The organism is Methylotenera sp., assembly GCF_029945535.1.
In the GTDB taxonomy this organism is placed as follows: domain Bacteria; phylum Pseudomonadota; class Gammaproteobacteria; order Burkholderiales; family Methylophilaceae; genus Methylotenera.
The window spans coordinates 422392-442626 of sequence record NZ_JAQSCU010000018.1 but is presented as its reverse complement, the minus strand read 5'-3'; the positions used below and the strand labels follow the sequence as shown (position 1 = coordinate 442626).

Annotated in this window: 20 protein-coding genes, 1 tRNA gene, 1 pseudogene and 1 riboswitch; of the genes and pseudogenes, 10 read left to right on the top strand and 12 right to left on the bottom strand. The window is 43.8% G+C overall.

Annotated features, from left to right (window positions below; all coding sequences use genetic code 11):
- Position 1: 1 nt before the first annotated feature.
- From mobF to PSU72_RS13820, 3 genes and pseudogenes are all read left to right on the top strand, one after another.
- Positions 2-2587, top strand: a complete 2586-nt coding sequence (gene mobF / locus PSU72_RS13830) for a MobF family relaxase (RefSeq protein ID WP_300433235.1) — start codon at positions 2-4, stop codon at positions 2585-2587.
- Positions 2587-2748 (top strand): annotated as a pseudogene (locus PSU72_RS13825) (helix-turn-helix domain-containing protein); the annotation flags it as partial. The gene mobF and the pseudogene PSU72_RS13825, both read left to right, overlap by 1 nt.
- A gap of 56 nt (positions 2749-2804) precedes the next feature.
- Entirely contained in the window at positions 2805-3821 is a 1017-nt protein-coding gene (locus PSU72_RS13820; protein WP_300433233.1) for a site-specific integrase, read from the top strand.
- 40 nt (positions 3822-3861) lie between these two features.
- Here PSU72_RS13820 and PSU72_RS13815 read toward each other — a convergent pair.
- Positions 3862-3937, bottom strand: a tRNA-Phe gene (locus PSU72_RS13815).
- Positions 3938-4135: 198 nt separating this feature from the next.
- On the opposite strand from PSU72_RS13815, the gene cobT reads away from it, so the two are divergent.
- The 3 genes from cobT to cobC are packed head-to-tail and all read left to right on the top strand — an operon-like array spanning position 4136 to position 6565.
- Positions 4136-5188, top strand: a complete 1053-nt coding sequence (gene cobT / locus PSU72_RS13810; protein WP_300433232.1) for a nicotinate-nucleotide--dimethylbenzimidazole phosphoribosyltransferase — start codon at positions 4136-4138, stop codon at positions 5186-5188.
- Positions 5185-5955: an adenosylcobinamide-GDP ribazoletransferase gene (locus PSU72_RS13805; protein WP_300433231.1), complete on the top strand. Its 771-nt coding sequence runs from the start codon at positions 5185-5187 to the stop codon at positions 5953-5955. Before cobT ends, PSU72_RS13805 begins: the two co-directional genes overlap by 4 nt.
- 19 nt (positions 5956-5974) lie before the next feature.
- Positions 5975-6565: an alpha-ribazole phosphatase gene (gene cobC, locus PSU72_RS13800; RefSeq protein ID WP_300433230.1), complete on the top strand. Its 591-nt coding sequence runs from the start codon at positions 5975-5977 to the stop codon at positions 6563-6565.
- Between the two features lie 24 nt (positions 6566-6589).
- Here cobC and cobD read toward each other — a convergent pair whose 3' ends face one another.
- Positions 6590-7588, bottom strand: a complete 999-nt coding sequence (gene cobD / locus PSU72_RS13795) for a threonine-phosphate decarboxylase CobD (RefSeq protein WP_300433310.1) — start codon at positions 7586-7588, stop codon at positions 6590-6592.
- The gene (gene cbiB / locus PSU72_RS13790) at positions 7581-8540 is read right to left on the bottom strand and encodes an adenosylcobinamide-phosphate synthase CbiB (protein WP_300433229.1); all 960 of its coding nucleotides are present in this window, start codon (positions 8538-8540) and stop codon (positions 7581-7583) included. The genes cobD and cbiB overlap by 8 nt, the downstream gene beginning before the upstream one ends.
- Here cbiB and PSU72_RS13785 point away from each other — a divergent pair.
- A complete protein-coding gene (locus tag PSU72_RS13785; protein ID WP_300433228.1) occupies positions 8531-9985 on the top strand; it encodes a cobyric acid synthase in 1455 nt (484 codons plus the stop codon). The genes cbiB and PSU72_RS13785 overlap by 10 nt on opposite strands.
- A gap of 41 nt (positions 9986-10026) precedes the next feature.
- Here the strand turns inward: PSU72_RS13785 and cobU are convergent, their stop codons facing one another.
- From cobU to PSU72_RS13750, 7 genes are all read right to left on the bottom strand, one after another.
- Entirely contained in the window at positions 10027-10551 is a 525-nt protein-coding gene (cobU, locus tag PSU72_RS13780) for a bifunctional adenosylcobinamide kinase/adenosylcobinamide-phosphate guanylyltransferase (protein ID WP_300433226.1), read from the bottom strand.
- A gap of 18 nt (positions 10552-10569) precedes the next feature.
- Positions 10570-11373 (bottom strand): cobalamin-binding protein, encoded by an 804-nt coding sequence (locus tag PSU72_RS13775; protein WP_300433224.1) that lies wholly within the window; start codon positions 11371-11373, stop codon positions 10570-10572.
- Between the two features lie 53 nt (positions 11374-11426).
- The gene (gene bluB, locus PSU72_RS13770; protein ID WP_300433223.1) at positions 11427-12107 is read right to left on the bottom strand and encodes a 5,6-dimethylbenzimidazole synthase; all 681 of its coding nucleotides are present in this window, start codon (positions 12105-12107) and stop codon (positions 11427-11429) included.
- Positions 12094-13383, bottom strand: a complete 1290-nt coding sequence (locus tag PSU72_RS13765; RefSeq protein WP_300433222.1) for a cobyrinate a,c-diamide synthase — start codon at positions 13381-13383, stop codon at positions 12094-12096. The genes bluB and PSU72_RS13765 overlap by 14 nt, the downstream gene beginning before the upstream one ends.
- Positions 13384-13404: 21 nt before the next feature.
- Positions 13405-14025 carry a cob(I)yrinic acid a,c-diamide adenosyltransferase gene (gene cobO / locus PSU72_RS13760; protein ID WP_300433221.1) on the bottom strand — a complete coding sequence of 207 codons (621 nt, stop codon included), beginning with the start codon at positions 14023-14025 and terminating at the stop codon, positions 13405-13407.
- A 68-nt stretch (positions 14026-14093) separates the two neighbouring features.
- Positions 14094-14657: a hypothetical protein gene (locus PSU72_RS13755; RefSeq protein ID WP_300433219.1), complete on the bottom strand. Its 564-nt coding sequence runs from the start codon at positions 14655-14657 to the stop codon at positions 14094-14096.
- A gap of 71 nt (positions 14658-14728) precedes the next feature.
- The gene (locus tag PSU72_RS13750; RefSeq protein WP_300433218.1) at positions 14729-16615 is read right to left on the bottom strand and encodes a TonB-dependent receptor; all 1887 of its coding nucleotides are present in this window, start codon (positions 16613-16615) and stop codon (positions 14729-14731) included.
- Between the two features lie 158 nt (positions 16616-16773).
- Positions 16774-17056, bottom strand: a riboswitch (cobalamin riboswitch).
- Between the two features lie 123 nt (positions 17057-17179).
- Between PSU72_RS13750 and PSU72_RS13745 the strand changes: the two genes are divergently transcribed.
- Together PSU72_RS13745 and PSU72_RS13740 are read left to right on the top strand one after the other, a co-directional pair.
- Entirely contained in the window at positions 17180-17368 is a 189-nt protein-coding gene (locus PSU72_RS13745; protein ID WP_300433217.1) for a hypothetical protein, read from the top strand.
- Positions 17369-17388: 20 nt separating this feature from the next.
- On the top strand, positions 17389-17682 hold the full coding sequence (locus tag PSU72_RS13740; RefSeq protein ID WP_013146882.1) for a cell division protein ZapA: 294 nt from the start codon (positions 17389-17391) through the stop codon (positions 17680-17682).
- A gap of 389 nt (positions 17683-18071) precedes the next feature.
- Here the strand turns inward: PSU72_RS13740 and PSU72_RS13735 are convergent, their stop codons facing one another.
- A complete protein-coding gene (locus PSU72_RS13735) occupies positions 18072-18443 on the bottom strand; it encodes a DUF2237 domain-containing protein (protein WP_013146883.1) in 372 nt (123 codons plus the stop codon).
- Positions 18444-18554: 111 nt separating this feature from the next.
- On the opposite strand from PSU72_RS13735, the gene PSU72_RS13730 reads away from it, so the two are divergent.
- The gene (locus PSU72_RS13730) at positions 18555-19013 is read left to right on the top strand and encodes an EVE domain-containing protein (protein WP_300433215.1); all 459 of its coding nucleotides are present in this window, start codon (positions 18555-18557) and stop codon (positions 19011-19013) included.
- Between the two features lie 46 nt (positions 19014-19059).
- Here PSU72_RS13730 and PSU72_RS13725 read toward each other — a convergent pair whose 3' ends face one another.
- Complete coding sequence (locus PSU72_RS13725; protein WP_300433213.1) at positions 19060-20130, bottom strand: cytochrome D1 domain-containing protein; 1071 nt, start codon at positions 20128-20130, stop codon at positions 19060-19062.
- Between the last annotated feature and the right edge of the window lie 105 nt (positions 20131-20235).

Here is a 20235-nt window from a genome sequence, read left to right as displayed (position 1 = left end):
TATGCTCTCAATATCAAATGTTTCTAATTCTGCTGGTGCAAGTTCTTATTATGAGCAGGCAGATGATTACTATAGCCAAGACCGGAGTCCTAGTATTTGGAGTGGCCGTACTGCTGAGCAATTAAATTTAAGTGGCGATGTAAGGCCTGAAGATTTTCGTGTATTGCTTGATGGTAAGCTGCCAAACGGCGATAAAATTCATCGCGCAGCAAATGGCAGAAGAGGCGGCACCGACCTCACATTCAGTGCACCAAAGTCGGTATCCATGCAAGCAATGCTGGGTAATGATAAGCGATTGTTTACCGCTCATGAAAATGCGGTTTCACGTGCACTGACTTACGCAGAATCTATTGCAACCTGCCGTGTTACACACGGCGGGCTTACTAAAAAAGTAATTACTGCAAATATTTTAGTTGCTCAATTTCGTCATGATTTAAGCCGCGCTGCAGACCCCCAGCTACACACCCATTGTGTGGTGCTTAATATCACCCAGCGTCACGATGGTGAATGGCGAGCAGTTGATAATGAGCCATTCTATCGCCAAAAAATGTTAATCGGAGCTTATTATCGATCTGAGCTGGCAAAAGAGGTTCAGGCTTTAGGATATGTTGTTCGTATTACTCACAATGATGGACGCTTTGAGCTGTCCCATATAGCACCTGCACAGATTGAGATGTTCAGTAGTCGCTCCCGCATGATTGAAGAGGCATTAAAAGCGCAGGGCTTGAGTAGAAGCAATGTCAGCGCACAAAAATTACAAACCATTGCTTTACAAACACGTGAAAAAAAGACAAAGATTGACCGAGTCATTCTAAAATCAGAATGGGAAGATAGAGCATTGAAAGCTGGAATTGACTTCAACCATCAAAATGAAGTGGAATCATCAAATATGTTGTCATGCATTGATGAAGCTAAAAATGCCGTAGCTTATTCGGCTTCGCATATATCAGAACGCGAAGCAGTCATGCGTGAAACTGATTTGATTCGCTTTGCATTAGAACGCGGCACTGGTAAAACTGATTTAAGTGCTATACGAATCGCCATTAACCAAGCCGTCGAAAACGGGGCGCTAATGCGGGAGCATGACCGCTACACAACACAAGTAGCTCAAGAAATGGAGCGCGATATTCTGAATTTGGAAAAGTTTGCTAGAAATCAAGTTCGCTCACTAATGAAAGAGTCTGATGTAGATAAAGCCCTAGCCGCAACTAATTTGAACGATGGTCAACAACTCTCAGTTAAGCAAACCTTAACCAGCCAGAATCGCGTCACAGGCATTCAAGGACTGGCGGGTTCAGGAAAGACAACGGCCTTGCGTGTAGCTCGGGCGTTGACTGAAAGCCAACATGTAAAAGTCATAGGCTTAGCTCCCTCAGCTAGCGCGGCCCACGAACTATCAGGAAGCGGAATAAAAAGCCAAACACTTGCCGCATTTGCAGCTAATAAATACCAAGGTTTAGATAAAAACACGCTAATAGTGCTTGATGAAGCCAGCATGGTCTCTGTGCGAGACATGCACGCTTTGCTAAAAGAAGCAGACAGCAAACAATCACGGGTATTGCTTGTTGGCGATGTCGGTCAGCTTTCTGCAATTGAAGCAGGTAAACCATTTGCTCAACTACAGCAAGCAGGCATGGAAACTGCCAAGCTTGACGAAATCCAGCGCCAGCAAGATCCAACACTTAGGCAAGCGGTAGAATTAGCCGCCGATGGCGCGGTGTACTCGTCACTGCAAAAACTAAATGCACAGATAGTTGAAATTGAATATCACAAACATCGGCATGAGCAAATGGCAGCAGATTATGCCGCGATGACCCTTCGGGAGCGAAGCGAAACGCTAATTGTTTCAGGAACAAATAATAACCGCCAAGCAATCAATGAGAAGGTACGCGAATCACTGGACTTAGCAGGCAAAGGTGAAACATTCAATTTGCTAACTCGTAAAGATATGACACAAGCACAGGCTCTTCGAACAACAAGTTATCAAGCTGGCGATATTGTCCGTGCAGAAAAAGATTATAAAAGCCTTGGACTAGCACGTGGCGAAATGGCGCAAGTGATTGAAGGACGGGCAGGAATCGTAACCTTGGAGCGTAAAGACGGAGAGAAAGTGGAATGGCGACCGACATCTCAACCAAACATGGCAACATATACCCAACGTGAATGTGAGCTATCAAAAGGCGACTTAATTAGATTTACTGAAAATGACTACCGTAAAAACATCATCAATGGCGACCGCGCCACGGTGATCGATTCAGATAAACATCAAATCACTGTTGAAAAATCGGATGGCTCAAGTTTGACGTTAGATACTCAAAAACCACTTCATCTTGATTATGGTTATTGCCAAACAGTGCATAGTGCACAAGGGCAAACTTGTAACCGCATAATGGTTGAAGCAGAAGCGACAAGTGTAACCAATAATGAAAAATCTTATTACGTTGCAATAAGTCGAGCTCGAAATAAAGTTGCAATTTATACCGATAACCGTGAGTTGCTACCCGAAACACTGAGCCGCCAATTTGAAAAATCATCAGCACTAGAAATTAAAGCAGATGCTAAAAATGCACCTGAGTTAGAAATTTAATGACCCAAGACCTAAAAGCGAAAACGTTAAATCTTAAGGAAGCAGCCGCCTTTCTTAAAATTCACCCCGTGACATTGTCTGTTAAAGCCGCATCTGGAGAAATACAAGGTGCAAAAATAGGTAAGTGTTGGGTGTTTTTAGAAGTTGACCTTATTGACCTGATTCGCGCACAATACAAGTCGCGAGCGTTGGAAGGTGAACATGAAGGGAAGCAAATATGTCACTCTACAAACGCAAAGACTCTAGTGTTTGGTGGGTTAAAATCACCATCGCTGGAAAAACAATACAAAGAAGCACTGGGGCTATCGACAAAATCGAAGCCCAAGAATTCCATGACAAGTTAAAAACGATGTTTTGGGAGCAAGAGCGACTGGGAATAAAACCACGTCACTCATGGAAAGAGGCGGTTATTCGGTGGTTGAATGAGACATCTGATAAGGCTACACACGAAGAAGATAAGTCAAAATTAAAGTGGCTTAACACTTATCTTGCTGAATTAATGATTGATGAAATAGATCTATATGTCATAGATAGAATTCGTGCAGCTAAACTTAAAGAAGCATCAAAAGCTACCGTGAATCGTTACTTGGCACTTGTTCGCGCCATTCTAATTCGTTCGAGAGATGAGTGGGAGTGGATTGAGCGAGCGCCAAAAATTAGGCTCTTTAAAGAAAATAGTAGTCGTGAACGTGCATTAACCATGGAGCAGGCAAAGATATTGCTGGGTGAACTTCCAGAACATCAGCGCTCAACAGTTCTTTTTGCTTTAGCTACAGGGTTAAGATTAAGCAATGTTGTTAGGCTTGAATGGGCGCAGGTAAATTTGGCGTTAAAACATGCTTGGGTTAGAGGTAGTCAATCTAAAAATCGCAGTCCAATAGCGATACCTTTGAATGATTTGGCCATTGAAGTCTTGCAGCAGCAGATAGGGAAGCACTCTGAACGAGTTTTTACTTACAGAGGTAAACCTTTTGAGGCCGCTAATACCAAAGCATGGAAAGCTGCATTATTGCGTGCCAACATTGAAGATTTTAAATGGCATGATTTGAGACACACTTGGGCAACTTGGCAACGACAAGCAGGTATACCAACGCATGAACTTCAGCGCTTAGGTGGTTGGAAAACTGCTGCGATGGTTGAAAGACATGCTCATGTAGCGCCAGACAATCTTGCGCATGCAGCATCACGATTAAACGCAGTTTTTGCTAGTTACGATTTAGCTACGGTGCACTAGGCGAAAAAAAAGCCCACGTGGCTGTGAGCTTGATTTTACTTGGTGGCCGGGACGGGAATCGAACCTGTGACACGCGGATTTTCAATCCGCTGCTCTACCAACTGAGCTACCCGGCCGTACTTCTTAACGCATTTGCTTACATGTAAATGTTTGCAAGTCGCGCATTATAGCAAACTTCCAAAGAGTTGGAAAAAATAATTCAAACATTTTTCAACTTATCTTTAAAAGCTTGATTTTGATTTATGTTTAAGCCTAGGTAGTCATGTAAAATCTTAGCTCAGAAAATATTTGCCTAGAAATTTGATGTCCCTAAGATGAAATTCAATATCACACAGCCTAATCAGGCGCTCAAAAGTCAGCTTGAACATAAAATCAATCATAAAACGAAGCCTTTAGGCGCTTTGGGCATGCTGGAAGCTGTAGCATTACAAATCGGATTGATTCAACAAACACTTACGCCTCGGCTGAGTCACGCCAATATGCTGGTTTTCGCAGGCGATCATGGGATTGTAGAAGCTGGCGTTAGTCCTTATCCGCAAGCGGTCACGGCACAGATGGTATTGAATTTTTTGCAAGGTGGCGCGGCGATTAATGTGTTTACCAAGCAAAACAATATGCATTTGAGTGTGGTTGATAGCGGTGTGAATTACGAATTTTCACACAGTTTAGATTTAACTCATGCCGGTTTGATTCATGCAAAGGTGGCGATGGGTACACGCAGCTTTTTGAGTGAGCCAGCCATGACGCTAGCGCAGTGTGAGCAAGCACTTGCTCGTGGTGCAGGTATTGTTGATGCACAAGTAGCTGAGGGTTGTAATGTGTTTGGCTTTGGTGAAATGGGTATAGGTAATACTTCATCTGCAAGTTGTTTGATGAGCGTCTTATGTGATTTGCCAATTGAGCAATGTGTAGGCCGCGGTACGGGCTTGGACGATGCAGGGTTGGCACACAAAACGAATATTCTGGCGCAAGCGATTGCGTATCATCATTTGAGTAGCAGTGATGCCATGCAGGTATTGGCGACTTTCGGCGGGTTTGAAATCGCCATGATGGTTGGTGCTATGTTGCAAGCTGCTGCTAAGCAATGTACTTTATTGATTGATGGATTTATCACCACGGCGGCATTGCTGGTTGCGGCTAAATTGCAGCCTGAAATTTTGCATTACTGCGTGTTTACACATTGCTCAGACGAGTCTGGCCATAAAAAAATGTTGGATTATCTACAGGTGAAGCCGTTACTCAATATCGATTTACGCTTGGGTGAAGGGACGGGCGCTGCGCTGGCTTATCCTTTGGTGCTGGCTTCGGTTAACTTTTTAAATGAAATGGCTTCGTTTGAATCAGCTAGCGTGTCACAAAAAATATGATATTTGCATTACAAAATCAATGGCACTATTTTTTAACAGCAGTGATGTTTTTCACACGCGTACCCGTGCATTTCAGCAGTTTTGATAATGCAGACTTGAATAAAGCCACCAGATATTTTCCTTTAATTGGTATTTTAGTGGGCGCTATAGGCGCTTTGGTTTTTTGGCTAAGTGATATTTTATTGCCTTTGGAAATCGCGCTTTTATTAAGTATGGCCGCTACAATTTTACTCACAGGCGCATTTCATGAAGATGGCTTGGCCGATGCAGTAGATGGCTTGGGTGGAGGCTGGGGCAAAGAGCAAGTACTCGCTATTATGGTGGATTCACGCATTGGTAGTTATGGCGCAATAGGTTTATTTTTAGTGTTGCTGACCAAATATCAAGCGCTTACTTATCAGTGGACAGCATTAATCCCAGCGACATTAATTGCTGGCCATGCACTTAGCCGACTGTGTGCGGTGCTGGTGATGTATACGCAAAGTTATGTGAAGGCCGAAGGAAAATCTAAGCCACTTGCAACGCAGCCTACTATCACAGAATTAATCATCGCAACCTTTTTCGGTTTAGTGCCGATGGCATTTTTAGACATAAAATTTCTTGCTGCGCTAGTGCCTGTGGCAATCGTTTGGTTGTGGTTTAGTGCAAAAATTAAGTCTCGCATAGGCGGCTATACGGGAGACTGCTTAGGCGCAATGCAGCAACTGACAGAAGTTGCGTTTTATGTTGGCGTGTTAGCCAGCACCACTTTATTTTCTGCGCCGTAATTACTAAAATATCATTCAAATGAAACTGACATTAGTTCGCCACACCTCTTTAGATATCGCTCCTAGCGTTTGCTATGGGCAAAGCGATGTTGCTGTGTCGGCTAATTTTGAAAATGAACGTATGGCATTGCAAAAGAAACTGGCTGCTTTTGAGTTTGATGCGATTTATGCCAGCCCATTAAAGCGCTGCCACCAACTTGCACAGGCCTTGTGTGCGGATGAGGTTTTTGGGCATACCAGTGAAAATATTAAACTCGATGCGCGTCTAAAAGAATTGCATTTTGGCGATTGGGAAATGAGCCCTTGGGATGAAATTCCACGCGAGAAATTTGATGTATGGGCAGATGATTATGCTAATTTGGCACCGCCAAATGGCGAAACATTCTCAGAGCTACATGCTCGTGCCAAAAGCTTTGTGGAGGATGTAAGCAGTCACTCACAAGGTAAAAGTATTCTGGTGGTGACGCATGGTGGCTTCATTCGTGCGCTAATTGCGGAAGTGCTGCAAATGCCACTGAAACGATTGTTTCGACTCACCATAGATCATGCGAGCGTGACACAGTTGGAGTTTAAAGGCGAAGTGCCTAAAGTGCTTCTAATGAATCTTTAGACATTATTCGACTTTAGCAATCAATCAACTCTGCCAAAGTTTGAGCGTAGATTCCAATCTTTCCCAACCATCTTCTGGCGGTAAACCAAACCTTACTGCAGTTCGTGCAGATAACCCTGGTGCATCAGAAAAAAGCCGAATCCAAATACCTTGCTGGGCGAGGTGTTGCTGTAAAGCTTGCGCTTCTTTTGTGGGTACAAATTGAAATAATGCTGTACCTGACATTGGCGTTAAATTGTGTTTTGTCAGCAATATTGCGAGTTTCCGGCTATTTTCAGCTAACTGAACACGTGCCTTTTCTTGCCATGTTATATCTAACAAAGCTTGTTTAGCAATCAGGCGGCTAGGCCCCGTGATTGACCACGGACCAATGGCTTCTTGCATTTGCATGAGCATGTGTTCTTCAGCTAATAAAAAGCCAACTCTCGCCCCCGCTAAGCCAAAGAACTTGCCTAGTGAGCGCAGCACAAACAGACCTTCTAAATGCGTATACTTGGCAATGCTGCGTTCAGGCGTAGCATCCATAAATGCTTCATCTACAATCAACCAGCCGCCGCGCGCAGCAAGCGCAGCATGCCAACTCAGTAATTCAGATACTGAGAACTTTGTGGCAGTTGGGTTATTGGGGTTACATAGTAAAAGTACGTCAGCTTGCTCAATAATTTTTTCATCAGGAAAGAACTCAAACTTGATGACTTCATGCCCATTCGCTTGCCATGCATTCGCATGCTCTTGATACATGAATTTTGGCATAGCCACTTTAGATGCCGCACGTAATTGCGGTAATACTTGCAAAGCGGCTTGCGAACCTGCGGTGGGTAATGCAAACTGGCTGCCATAATACGCACAGGCCGCTTCAATCAAGCCGTCATCGTCTAGAGGGAGCTTTTGCCAAGCGGCGGCGGGAATATCAACAATTGGATAGCCGTCAGGATTAATACCTGTCGATAAGTCCAGCCAGTTCTCAAGCGGAATGTCATATTGTTTGGCAGCCGCTGCTAAATTTCCACCATGTTCAAGCATGCGCAATACTCGCTATCATTAAAGTGATGATTGAAAATATACCTAGCCATATATAAACGCCGTGCCTAACTAGCGCCAATGCACGTTCTATGTCATTCAGTACAGGCGGGTTGTCTGCCCCCAATACTGGGCGTTCATGCCATTCGCCAAAATAACGCGCTGCACCGCCAAGTTTTACATTGAGCGCACCAGCACCGGATGACATGACTGGCCCCGCGTTAGGACTATCCCAAGTGGGCGCTTGGCTTTTCCAGCACCTTAACGCTAACTTGGTATTACCTAGTAGCGCGTAAGTTAAGGCGGTTAGTCGTGCAGGAATATAATTTAGCGCATCATCGAACCGTGCGGCAGCCCAGCCAAAATAGAAAAATCGTGGTGTCTTATAGCCCCACATGGCGTCCATAGTGTTAGCTAAGCGAAACAAAAGCGCACCTGTACCACCTGCAATAAAAAACCAAAATAGCGCACCAAACACGCCATCATTACCATTTTCTAACACAGACTCTACAGTGGCAGGAATCGGTTCAATGGCAGAGGAATCGCGGCTCACCATATAAGACGCCGCAGTTTTTGCTAAGTCTTCGTCATTATTGTTAAGCGCGGCGCTTACTGCACGGGCATGTTCATGCAAGCTTTTATGACCAATGGCAAAGTAAAGCAACAAGGTGTTGGCAACAAAAAAGGTGATGAATTGATTGCAAAGCCAGTACGCCAATATGATGAATGGCAAAATTAATACTAATAATGCGATCAAACCAATAAAGCGTTGAGTTGGCGAGCTTTGCTTGGCTTTTGGATTAAAGTGCGCTAGCTTGTTCGCTAAGAAACCAAAGCCTACCAAAGGGTGGAAGCAGCGTGGTTCGCCCAAAGCGAAATCTAGCGCCACGGCTACAATAGCAACCATTGGCATGGCAATCGCGGGCATTATGAGATAATCAGAGAATGAAAACATTAATGATTCAAGGCACTACCTCGGATGCTGGCAAAAGTACGCTGGTGGCAGGGCTGTGTCGCGTATTGTATCGCAAGGGCGTAAAAGTCGCGCCATTTAAGCCGCAGAATATGGCGCTAAATTCTGCCGTGACGGTGGATGGCGGTGAAATTGGTCGCGCGCAAGCCGTGCAAGCGCAGGCGTGTGGATTAATGCCACATACCGATATGAATCCAGTGTTACTTAAGCCAAACTCTGATACAGGCTGCCAAGTGATTATTCAAGGCAAAGTGGTATGCAATTTAGAAGCTACGGGTTACCACGCCTACAAACCCACTGCCATGCGCGCGGTGCTGGACTCATACGCACGTTTGAGTAAGCAATATGAAGCAATTGTCGTAGAAGGCGCAGGCAGCCCTGCAGAAATTAACCTGCGTGAAGGTGATATCGCCAATATGGGCTTTGCTGAAGCGGTTGATTGCCCCGTAATTTTAATTGCTGATATTGATAGAGGCGGCGTGTTTGCGCATATTGTTGGCACGCTAGCGCTGCTTTCTGCCAGCGAACGTGCGCGCATAGTAGGTTTCGTAATCAACCGATTTCGGGGCGATATTGCTTTGTTGCAGTCGGGGCTGGATTGGCTAGAGACTGAAACTGGTAAGCCCGTCATCGGCGTGCTGCCATATCTACATGATTTACATATTGAAGCCGAAGATGCTGTACCAAATACAGCATCGTCACAAGGTAAAAGTGTAGAAAATAAGTTGCGCATTATTGTGCCAATTTTGCCTCACATTTCCAACCATACAGACTTTGATGCATTGCGATTACATCCTCAAGTGGATTTCCAATTTGTTAAAATCAATCAACCAATTCCCGCCGCTGATTTAATCATACTGCCCGGTAGTAAAAATGTGCGCGGCGACCTTGAGCATCTGCGAAGCAACGGCTGGGAGCAAGCGCTCACTAAGCACTTACGCTACGGCGGCAAAGTACTCGGCATTTGTGGAGGCTTTCAAATGTTAGGCTCACACATGCATGACCCAAATGCCATAGAAGGTACCGCGGGCAGTAGCGCGGGTTTAGGCTGGTTAAAGATGGAAACCACGCTCACACCCGAAAAGCGCCTAGCGCAAATCAGCGGAAAGCTAAGCTTCGCTGATGCTAATGTCACCGGCTATGAAATCCACATGGGCGTGAGTATAGGCGTAGCTCTTAATCACCCTGCATTAATACTGGATGGGCAGCCAGAAGGCGCAATTTCATACGATAATCAAATAGCAGGCACCTATCTGCATGGCTTGTTTGACCATGCAGAATCCTGCGCGGCATGGCTCGCTTGGGCGGGTTTAAAACAGGTAGATTCGCAATTTGATTATGAACAAGTACGCGAGGCAGGGTTAGAAAGATTGGCGGATTGTTTAGAGCAGTATTTAGATTGGGATAAGCTAAATAAATATATGTAAGAAATACTTATTTAAGTTGAGCTTTGGATCTGAAAACTGACTTATTTCAGCTTTAAAGGTAACCCAGCCGCCACAAATGTCACTTCATTCGCTACACCCGCCACTGCTTGATTTAGTCGGCCTTGTTCATCTTGAAATTGTCGGTTAATTTCACCTAGCGGCACTATGCCCATGCCGACTTCATTGCTGACTAGAATAACCGTACCTTGCAATGTGTGCAGGGTAGATAGCAAGGCTTCACGTTCGGCTTGCCAGCTTGAATCTTGCGGTGGGTTACAATCTGGGCATATCCATTGTGCTAGCCATAACGTTAAACAATCTACAATCAGGCATTGATTTGGCGCGTCTAAATTGCGTAGCGTTTGTGCGAGGTAGTGCGGCTCTTCTACCAATGCCCACTCTGTTGGGCGGCGGTTTTTGTGATGCTGCACGCGCGATTTAAATTCGTCGTCGTAGATTTGTGCGGTGGCGATATACGTCACAGCAAGGCCGCTGGTTTGCGCTAGCTTTTCTGCATAAGCGCTTTTGCCTGAGCGTGCGCCACCTAAAATTAAATATACTGACATTGTTCTACTCCTAATTCTTTAAACTGACCGTGCTTGAAATATCTGCCATTCTTGAATAATCGCCTGAATCTGTTTTAAGCCATGCGTAATTAATGATGGACCAGGTTGCAAAATATCAGCAGATTTTATTTCACGCACGAAACCATGTTTGACTGCAGGCAAATCTTCCCAGCCTTTGCGTGTCATCACTTGCTCAGGTTGGAATTTTTTGCCGCACCATGAACCGATAATAATATCAGGTTGGCGTTCTACCACTTGTTGCGGCGTGACTATACGATCTTTGGCACTGTGAAAGTGGGATAGTTCAGGAAAGCAATCGGCGCCGCCAGCGAGTTCAATCAACTCCATCGCCCAACGGATGCTACACATCATGGGGTCATCCCATTCTTCAAAATATACTTTGGGTTTAATCGTGAATTTACTGGCAGTTTTCTGCGCTTCATCTAATATTTTTTCAAGCGTGGCAATCAGTTGCGCCGCTTTTTCTGTCGCGCCGACCAAGGCACCAGTTACGGCAATCATATTCAACACTTGCGCAACGCTACGTTGGTTGAAGATATGTACTTCAACGCCCGCGCGAATAAGTGAGGCAGCAATATCTGCCTGCAAGTTGGAAAAGCCAATGACTAAATCGGGTTGCAGCGCTAAAATTTTATCAATTTTGGCGCTGGTGAATGCCGAAACTTTCGGCTTTTCTTTTCTGGCAATGGCTGGATGTGTGGTGTAGCCAGAAATACCGACAATACGGTCTTGCTCGCCGAGCAAATAAAGTACCTCGGTAGGTTCAGTCGTTAAGCAAACGATGCGTTTTGGGTATCTCATTATTGTTTCTATTTGGCTTTAAGCATTTATTTAAGAAGATTGTTTTGCTGCAGTTACTTTGAGGCGTCCCAAGTGTTTTCCATCACCATATCCGCAAGCGGTTTAGCGGTTGCCCAGCCTGTTTCTACCAGCATGGGTTCTTTGTAGAAGCTATTCACATGCCCTAAACACAGCACGGCGATTGGTTTAGCATCCGCAGGCATATTGAGTAACGCGCCTAATTCAGCGGGGTCAAAAATAGATACCCAACCCATGCCTAAGCCTTCAGCACGGGCGGCTAACCACATGTTTTGTATGGCGCAACTCACAGAGGCAATATCCATTTCCGGCAAAGTTCTGCGACCAAATACGTGTCCATCACGTTTATCGCATAGGGACACCACCAGTAATTCGCCACACTCTAAAATGCCCTCTACTTTTAAACGTAGAAACTCTGCGCTTTTAGAATCAACCCCAGTTGCGGTATTTTCATACTCACCAATCGCTTGTGCGGTTTTAACGCGCTCTTTATCTACCAGTTGATGAATAGCTTTGCGTGTGTTCGTATCAGTAATTCTAATAAATCGCCAAGGCTGCATCAGGCCAACGCTGGGGGCATGGTGTGCGGCATGCAAAATTTTAGTGAGTATTTCAGGCGCAACAGGGTTGGGTAAAAAGTGCCGCATATCACGTCGCTCGGCAATGGCGCGATACACCGCAGCAATCTCAATATCTGAAAACTTATGGTTTTGCATAAGAAAATAGTCGCGCCGCAAGTGCTGGATTAGACGAAAAGTAAAAATGTAAAAAAGTCGCCGTGATGCTGCCATGCTGATAAATATTTTCACCCGCACCGTATCGGCTATTTGCCTGACATTTAGGTAAGAGAGCGGTGTCGAATTTTCCATAATGGAATGTGTGCGCACCAATGCTACCAATATTTTCTTTCAGCTCAGCATGTTGCGTGCCTAAACCTTGCAAGCGCGGCTCAATATGGCTTTTTCCAGCCAATAAACCATAAGCAGGTACACCGTTAATGGATTCTGACAATGCCATCATGCCGCCGCATTCAGCCAGTATTGGTTTGTCAGCATTAAACGCTGCCAATAGGGCATTACGCATAGCTGTATTTTCGTTTATTTCTTTTAAATGTAGTTCTGGATAACCACCTGGTAACCAATAAGCATCGGCTTCTGGCAAAGTTTTGTCATGCAATGGCGAAAAGAACGTAACGGTTGCGCCCATTTCCTGCAAACAATCGATATTGGCAGGGTAAATAAAACAAAAAGCCGCATCGCGCGCAATGGCAATGGTTTTACCCGCGAATAATTTAGGTGATATAGATGCAGTTTCAGGCGCGATAAATGTCACCATTGGCGGTAGCGGTAACGCGCTGCTAGCAGCTAAAGCAAGCGCTGCTGCCTCTATTCTTGCATCTAAATCTGTAATTTCTTGCGCTCTAAATAAGCCCAAATGCCTTTCAGGCAACGCATAAGCTTCATCTTGCGGCAATGCACCTAACCAGTTTAAGTGAGCAGGTAAACTGTCTTTTAGCATATCAGCGTGCCCAGTGCTGCCAACTTTATTGGCGAGTACGCCCGCTGGAATTAATGCTGGTTGATAGCCCAATAAACCAGAAGCTAAAGCGCCAAAGGTTTGTGCCATACCGCTGGCATCAATGGTGAGCATCACAGGCAGACTGTAGCGCAAGGCGATATCCGCGGATGATGGCGTGCCATCGTACAAACCCATGACGCCTTCAACAATAATTACATCGGCTGTTTGTGCCGCTTGATACAAACGTACCAAGCCATCATGCTCGCCACACATGCCGAGATCTAAATTATAAACGGGCTGACCAGTCGCAGTTTCCAGCACCATTGGGTCAAGAAAGTCAGGCCCGCATTTGAAAGCGCGCACATTTAGACCGCAATTCTTCCAAGCACGCGCTAAGGCGGCAGTAGATAAGGTTTTCCCCTGTCCAGAAGCGGGTGCGGAAATTAATATAGCAGGGCAATTTATTTGATTCATCAATATTTAATCAGGTGCTAATTACCACTCAATGCCAGGCATGGCTTGAACGCCATCCCTAAACGCATGTTTTACTAAATTGATTTCACTTACTGTATCTGCAATGGCAATAAGTGCATCAGACGCAGCACGCCCCGTGATTACCACATGTTGCATGATGGGGCGCGACTCTAAAGCAGTTATCACTTCTTCAATCGTTAACCATTGGTATTTAAGCGCGTAAGTAAACTCGTCTAAAATAATTAAATCTATCGTTTCATCTTGCAAGTAATCACACACCATCTGCCAAGCTGCGCGAGCCGATTGCTTATCACGCTCTGCGTCTTGCGTTTCCCAAGTGAAGCCATCGCCCATTACATGCCAAGTTAGATTTTCAGCGCTACGGAAAAAAGCCTCTTCGCCAGTGTCGGATCGTCCCTTAATAAATTGAACCACGACAGCTTTCATGCCGTGCCCCAATGAGCGCGCAAGTAAACCAAAGGCAGCGGTAGATTTACCTTTGCCATTACCGGTATTAATCAATAGTAAGCCACGAGAAGTTTGTGCGGCGTTAATGCTAGCGTCCACCACAGCTTTTTTACGCTGCATGCGTGCTAAATGACGTTCGTTTGCTAAATTAAGCTTATTTTCAGATGTGGGCATGACTAATTTTCATAAAAAAACCGCGCTAGAATTAGGTTCTAACGCGGTTTGATTGGTATCGCAATACTTTATGCAGAAGTGGTGTTTTTGCCTAAATTCAACTTCGGTAAAGCTTTCATTACTAGCCAAGCTGCGCCTAAATACATCAACGCAAAACCTACATAAGGTGTGTAGTATTTTGCTATGCGTTGTGTAAATTCAACCACAGTCAACGTGTCTACTTTATCTGAAAAGCTATACCAAAACGCATTTGATAGAACAAAAGCTACGCTTGCAGCAGCCCAACCGACAGTGGCATAAGGTAATGCCGCAAAAGGCTGTTCACGTTTAGCTAACCAACGACCAGCGCCCCAAACAGCGGCATAAGTAGGAATCAAACCCCAGTAACCGAGTGACATGCAATACTCTGAAACACCTTTCCAACCCATGGCATAAAAATCCATACCAAAAGCAACTACGATAGCAAGTGCTAACCAGCTGCCACGAGTAATCAGCAAGCCACCTAAAAATAAGACTGCTAAGGTTGCATCAGGCAAGTACACATTGTCACCGAAGTGATTCATGCGGGTAAGCAAGATTAAGCCAATTAAAACAGCGCCTTGCCAAAAACTTTTATTGTTGAATGTAGACATAAATAACTCCAATTTAAACTTGCCTATATTGTAACCCTTATCAGATGATTTTGCCTGATAAGGGTTAATCGTTATTTGCTAGGCGCGTAAGTTACTCCAACAAACGCATTAGTACCAGCAGTGTTATAGCCATAAGCTAACTCATAGTCTTTGTTAAGAATATTGTTAACGTTTGCTTTAACACTCCAATTACTATTGAGTACATAAGCAGCTGTTAGGTTTAGGATGCCGTAACCAGCTGTTTTATTATTGTTAAATCCACTGTCATCTCTTTGAGATTCTGCAAAAACGTTAGCACCTATCGAAAGTTTATTGATTTTGTAATAAGCACCAACTTGGCCATGACGTTGTGCACGGCGAGAGAGGAATTCATCAGTTGCTTCATCGCGAGCGCTTTGTACATCAAGGTTCGCTGAAATTGTAAGATTTCCAAGATGCTCACTATCGCTTAAACTTAGCCCTTTTAATGTAGCATTTGCAATATTGACAGGTGAAAATAGGAAGGTAGTGTTGTTAAATTGCCAGTCGATTAAATTAGTTACCTTGTTGTGGTAGGCTGTTAATTTGACGTCACGGTCAGAATTATTGAAGCGTATGCTAGCCTCAGTATTACGAGACTCTTCTGCCTTTAGGTTAGGGTTTCCAACCGAGCCGGATGAATCCAAAGGATAGTATAATTGATTGAACGTGGGTGCATTAAATGCGGTTCCGTGACCAATGGTCGCTTTCCAATTATCAGCCAACTGATAACCATAACCAGCGTACCAAGTGTTGTGATGCCCAAACTGTGAATTATTGTCAGTACGAAGATTAGCTTGGACATCGTGCTTATCGAAATTGGCAACCCAGCCCGCTAGCAATGAGTTGATATCACGTTTCTTTTTGGAGTAGTCAGTAGTGCCGCTAACCTCCTGCTCTAATTTCTCTGCTGATAGGCTTAATTTACCTACTGGTAGAGTAATGTCGTTTTGCCACATATACTCATTTTGCTTGGTTTTAATGCTAGATTCCACTGATGCAGTATTTGTGGCATTAGGATCGTAAAACTTCAAACTATCAATGCCAACTCCAACTTTTAGAGTACTTAACCAATTTGAAGTGAATTGGTTTTTACTGTAGATAGATGCTGCCGTAAGTTTTTGGTTCTCACGATAATTAAAATCTTGAAACTTAAGCGTGTTGGTTCCACTGTCATAAAAAGATGAGTCGTACTGATCATCCGCATCTGTGTGGAAAAGGGTAATTCCAACTTCGTGCTTTTCCCCAAAATGTTGTGCAATTTTTGCAGAAATATTTTTATTTTTATAGCCATCATCATCACTAAAGTAATTGTTCTTATCTTTTTTATTGGTCGCGGAAAATCCATCTGACCTGATATAGCCAGCTTGCAGGCTAAAACTGGTGTCACTCACTCGGCCACTAACGCCAGCAGATAAGTCTTGCGTATTGTAACTACCAGTACCTACAGAAATGTTGAATCTCGGCTCGCCCGATGATTGTCTAGTAAATATTTGAATCGTGCCGCCTATGCCCTCTGATCCATATAGGGAGGATGATGGTCCTCTAAGAATTTCAATTTTTTCGACTTGATTTAAAGGTATGTGCTGAATTGAGGTGGTGCCAAGTGTGGCTGAATTTACACGTAAACCATCAACTAAAATAATCGTATGGTTATCGTTTGCACCACGAATTCTAATTGATGCGCTTTTACCTAGCCCACCATTAGAACTAACCTCAATTCCAGATTGTTGCTGTAAAAGGTCAACTATAGTTGATTGACCTGACTGTTCGATTTTTTCTCTGTCAATTACGGTTACATCTGCAATTACACTTTCACGTGGTTGAGCAACGCGGCTAGCAGTCACCACTACATCATCAGTTTGAATAGCAGTTTCTGCTGCAAAAGCAGAGGGTGAGAATGCCAGCGCAACAAGGCTGGCAATGGTAGATTTTTTCATTATTTTTCCCTAAATGACATGCGGCCCCGCATGTGGATTTTTTAAAACTAGGGAATACGGAGGAGGGTCATAAAAAAGAGAGCGCGGACGAAGATAACGACACAAATAGCGCAGCCTTTGTTTACCGTCACCCCGCGGTATTGCCTAGCGTGCCTTAACATAAGGCGTTGTTTTTAGGCCGGTCTCCGGGCTTATAAGCGCTGGTGTTAAAAGCTAATACTTAGCTCTTTTAACCAGCTGATTTGCGCCTTCCCAAGTCTGACCTTTTTCTAAGGGGTAACTCAGTGGCATATTGCAAAATCATTTGAATGAATCAAAAACTTACTTACCGTTGCGGGGGCAGCGAAGGAATTATTAACGCCTTAAGCGATAATGCACCTATTTCCCAGTTTCACCTTGCTTGTAGAAAACAAACTTGGCACCTAACAACAAGTGCGAATTATATCGCTAATTGCTTCGCTCGCATGAAAAAAATCATTAACAATTATTTACACATGTTGTAATACTTTGAAAATTACTCGTTAACTATTGACTACAATCAATTTTTTCAATTATAGTGGTCGTATGGATGCGGACTTAAAAGCGTTAGAAGAAAAATTATCAGGCTTAATTTCATTGTGTAGTGATTTACGCAGTGAAAACGCGCAGTTGCGCCTTGATTTAAATGCAACACAAAATGATGCCGCATTGTTGAAAGCCAACATGGCGCAAGCCAGCGAACGCATCGAAGCTTTGATGGAGCGCCTGCCTTAACGCGGGTTTGAGTAAGTAAAATGAGCGATATAAAAGGCGTAGATGTTAATATTATGGGGCGCGACTTCACGATCTCGTGTACCGATGAAGAACGCCCAGGTTTGATTAATGCGGTTAATTTTTTAGATAAAAAAATGCGTGATATACGTGACAGCGGTAAAATTATCGGTGTAGAACGTATTGCCATGATGGCGGCGCTCAATTTGGCGCATGAGTTGCTCAATAGTAAAAGTGGTACTGTGGATGTAGGTGATTTCAAACGCAGAATCACGAATATGCAAGATCAAATTGATAAAGTCTGCGCTGCAAAATAAATATTCCAATTGTCATAAAATTACTACTTAACAATAGTAAAATTATCTCAATCGTTTTAGTATTTAATCAGTTGATTATTTAACCGAAACAAAAATAAAATCCCAGTTTTAAAGTTTGTTCTCTGCGGTGCGGTTTAAGCTAATAATTCCTTGAACTAGTTTATAGCATCGGTTTTGGTCATTCGAGTGTTGTGTGCGCGCCTTAAGTTGAGTGTTCTTTTAAGAGCCTCTTGGTGGGTGTACCTAATGCGCTCTAGGCCGTTACCACTTGAGCCTTTTTGGTTCAGGATGCTGGCTTAGGCTAATCCGTGGAGAACTCCTCCTATTTCACTCCGCATTAGAACTTATACTTTGTCTACTTGGACATGCCGTAACTTAAGTTTGTATAGCTATCTCAGTTCGTGATACTTCAAATCTGCCAAGCTTACAATTTCTAAGCATCTAGCATGGCATGCCTCTAATATGACTGGCGGCGCAAAACCAGCCTCTGAGGCTTCTAGCCAGCGTGCGGCACATACGCACCAACGGTCACCTGCTTTTAATCCTTCAAAGCCATATTCAGGGCGGGGTGTGCTTAAATCATTGCCTTGAGAGATTGAATACGCTAAAAACTCATCGGTCATTTGTGCGCATACCGTATGGCTACCGCTATCATCTATACCAGTCTCACAACAACCTGTTCTGGTAAAGCCTGTTAATGGGTCTAAGCTACACACTTGAAGTGCGGTGCCAAGTACGTTTTTATCTTGTGGTTTTGCCATCGTTGATCTCTATTTAGGCCTCTGTGTTTAAGACGCTAGTTAAAATTGATAATTGAATTTAGTTATAGATTATCATATCGCTAAATTTAGAATTTAATTAAGGTAAAAAATATGCGTTATTGGCTGATGAAATCTGAGCCTTCTGATGTTTCAATTGATGATTTGGCAGGTTTTCCAAATCAATCTGTAGATTGGTACGGTATTCGTAACTACCAAGCACGTAACTTCATGCGAGATCAAATGAAGGTGGGTGATGGAGTGTTTTTCTATCACTCAAATTGCGATGTGCCAGGCATTGCTGGCATTGCCGAGGTAAGCAAGTTGGCATATCCAGACCGTTTACAGTTTATTAAAGGCCATAAATATTACGATGAGAAAGCGACACCTGAAAATCCACGCTGGCTTAATGTGGATGTGAAACTTGTGCGTAAAACGCGCTTACTCAGCTTAAAAGAATTGCGAGAGTACCCAGAGCTAACCAATATGCGGATTTTACAGCGGGGCAATCGCCTTTCTATTACGCCGGTTGATCCTAAAGAGTGGGACTTCATCAATAGTTTGCTCAAATAAAAAAACCCCGGAGTTCGGGGCTTTTAAGCTAATAACAACTATAAAATTATTTAATAGCAGTATCTAAACTACCCATGCTTTTAGGGTAAGTCACTACGCCCCAAGGCATTTTCTTATCTTCAATTTGTTGTTTCACTTCTAATTTCTCAGCATCAATCACAAATACCGCATCTGATTTACCGCATGCTAACAAAACTTCTTTGTCATCAGGGGTGAATGTGAAATGCCAGCAACGGTTGCCAGTAGAAATGTCTTTAATTTTTGCATAAGTTTTAGCATCATAAACTTCTAATGTTTTGGCTTTGTTTGCCGCCACAAAAATGCGCTCTCCTTTGCGATCATATGAGATGCCATAAGGTGTAGCGCCAGTATCAACGGTGCGTAGCACTTTAAAGTTTTTGTCCATCACCATAAATTTATTACCATACTCAAGTGTCACTAAATAGGTTTTACCGTCAGGTGATACTTTAACGCCACGTGGTCTATCTCCATATTCATGTGTTTTAATGGTTTTAAGCAGCTTGCCACTTTTCATGCTGTGCACCGTCACTGTATTGTCAGCTTCGTTGGTAATCACTAGTTGTTTACCATCTTTACTAAATTCAACACCTTCGGTTTCAGGGCCGCCTGTAATTTCACGGATTTTTTTGCCTAGTTTCAAATCAATAATGCCGATACGTGCAGGTTCTTTGTCATCATCATTGTCTTCTTTTGCAGCCGCAGCTGCTTCAGTAGAACCCGGTGCAGGAGGAGGGCCACCTTTAGCGCTTGGCTCGTATGATACGAATGCAAAGTTGCCTTTAATGCGTACAAACTCTGGATTTTGGCCAACTTTGATTTGGCTTAACACTTCGTTTGTTGCGGTATCAATCACCGAAACACTGCCATTCTCGCGTGTAGCAACCACCAACAGTTTACCGTCATCACTCACGGCTAAACCTCGTGGACCTTCACCTTTTACGTCAATGGTTGTGGTTGAGGTCAGTGTGTTCAAATCAATCACCGAAACGCCGCCATCTTGGTTCGAAACATAGGCTTTGCCGCGATCCGCAGCGTTGGCGTTCATTCCAATACTCATACTGACTGCTGCCGCGATTACTACATGCGTTAATTTCATTCTTTATTTCTCCTTAGAAAACTATTTGATGCTGCTTTATTAATGTTGTCATTTGGGCAGGCTAAATGAACTTAGGTTCAATTTACTATGCTTGCTACCGGATTT